Consider the following 1,808-nt stretch of genomic DNA (forward strand, 5'->3'; position numbering starts at 1 on the left):
CCTGCCCTTCCTCTTTCACCGCAACAAACGAAGCGAAGTTGATCCAGCGGAAATAGCTCTCCGCCCAGCTGAAACCCGCGTTGCGCAGCAGGCCGAGGTTCTCTTCCGCTGTGAAAGGAATGAGGACGTTTTCCAGCGCCTCGCGCTTGGCTGCAATCTCCAGCTCGGAATAGCCCTGCTCGCGCTTGAATTCATGATAAACATTGATGAATTTGCGGTTCAGCAGGCTGTGGCCGCTGAGAATCTTCTCACTGAGGAAGAGCAGGCCGCCTGCGGGCAGGGCCGTGTGCAGCCTGCGGACAAAATCCTGCCGCAGCAGGGGCCGGATGAACTGCAAGGTGTAGCTGCACAGGATGATCTCCGCCCCGGCGATCTGCTCCGCCAGCTCCGGCGCGGTGATGTCCTGCTGACGGAACTCAATCTGCTTGCTGAACATCTCCGCCTTGCGCCGGGCTTTTGCCAGCATGGCCGGAGCCATGTCAATGCCGATGAAACGCAGGCTCATGTCCGGCAGCAGGCGCGACAGCTCCACCAAAGCGGAGCCGGTCGAGCAGCCAAGATCGACCACCGTGCTGCCAGGCTTGGCCATCTGCCGGATCAGCGAGGCTGTGGTTGTAATCACCGCCCGGTAAAAGGGCACCGAGCGGTCGAGCATGTCGTCAAAGACCTCGGCCACCCGCTCATTGAAGGAGAAATCCTCGCTCACCTCGCCGCTGCTGTAAATTCTGTCGCTGTTCATTGTCCTGCCTGACACGTTGAATGAAAAACACGCCGCCCTGCCTTGTAAAACGGCCTTGCTTTCTTGTCAAACGGAAAGTATAAAACAATCTTGAAAATCAACTTAAAAATGCTGCTCCTTCCCGCAGTTCCGGGGCAGCTCCTGCGGCAAGTCACAACCTCACAATTTATACGCGCGATGAAAAAAAAACGTTCCAGCTGCATTCATCTGCTGCTGATCAGTGCGGCAGGCGTGCTGACCGCTGGCTGCGATGATTCGGTGCGCTACACCTACACCAGCCGCGAGGACTGCGTGCGGGAGTGGGGCGAGGAAGCCTGCGAGCCTGATGACGACTACGACGGCGGCCATTCCAGCAGTCATTCCAGCCGCCATTACAGCGCGGTGAAGAAGAGCAGCGCCCGCTCGCGGACCGGCAGCATCAGCACATCGAGCATCAGGCGCGGCGGCTTCGGCTCCTCCTTCAGAAGCTCAGGAGGCTGATGATGGAGCGCGAGCATTCTGTTCCCCGTCCGAACTGGCAGCGGAAGCTGGAGGAGATCGGTTTCTCCTACCACAGCATGGATGGGAAATATTGGGACGAGTCGGTCTGTTACTCCTTCACGGCGGAGGAGGTGGACATGCTGGAAAACGTGACCGCCAAGCTCCATGAGATGTGCATCGAGGCTGCCGGAGTGATCATCGAGCGGGACTGGTTCGACCGGCTGGCCATTCCAGAGCACGCGCGGCAGCTGATTGTTGATTCGTGGAACCGCGACGAGCCGACGCTGTATGGCCGCTTTGATTTCAGCTATGACGGCAGATACCCGCCCAAGCTGCTGGAGTACAATGCGGACACGCCCACCTCGCTGATTGAATGCGGCGCGGCGCAGTGGTTCTGGCTGGAGGATGTCAAGCCGGAGATGGATCAGTTCAACTCCCTCCACGACAAGCTGATTGAACGCTGGCGGCAGATTGCAGCGGACGGATGGATCAAGGGGCCGCTCTATCTCAGCTGCATCAAGGACAATGAGGAGGATCTCTGCACGGTTGAGTACATGCGCGACACTGCGGCGCAGGCCGGGCTTGACAC

General features: G+C 59.0%; 3 protein-coding genes. 2 read left to right on the forward strand and 1 reads right to left on the reverse strand.

What is annotated here, in order from left to right:
- Nucleotides 1-739 (reverse strand): carboxy-S-adenosyl-L-methionine synthase CmoA (gene cmoA / locus ACNKID_RS02015; RefSeq protein ID WP_417911760.1); only part of this gene is annotated, 739 nt, incomplete at its 3' end.
- Between the two features lie 177 nt (nt 740-916).
- Here cmoA and ACNKID_RS02020 point away from each other — a divergent pair.
- Both ACNKID_RS02020 and ACNKID_RS02025 read left to right on the forward strand, forming a co-directional pair.
- Nucleotides 917-1,219 carry a hypothetical protein gene (locus ACNKID_RS02020; protein ID WP_417911761.1) on the forward strand — a complete coding sequence of 101 codons (303 nt, stop codon included), beginning with the start codon at nt 917-919 and terminating at the stop codon, nt 1,217-1,219.
- The coding region (locus tag ACNKID_RS02025; protein ID WP_417911762.1) for a glutathionylspermidine synthase family protein at nt 1,219-1,808 on the forward strand (590 nt) is incomplete at its 3' end. The genes ACNKID_RS02020 and ACNKID_RS02025, both read left to right, overlap by 1 nt.

It is taken from the genome of Candidatus Electronema sp. TJ (genome assembly GCF_048287355.1).
Taxonomy (GTDB): domain Bacteria; phylum Desulfobacterota; class Desulfobulbia; order Desulfobulbales; family Desulfobulbaceae; genus Electronema.

Coding starts and splice junctions, on each gene's coding strand:
- ACNKID_RS02020 (WP_417911761.1), top strand. CDS start 917: ATGAAAAAAAAACGTTCCAGCTGCATTCATCTGCTGCTGATCAGTGCG.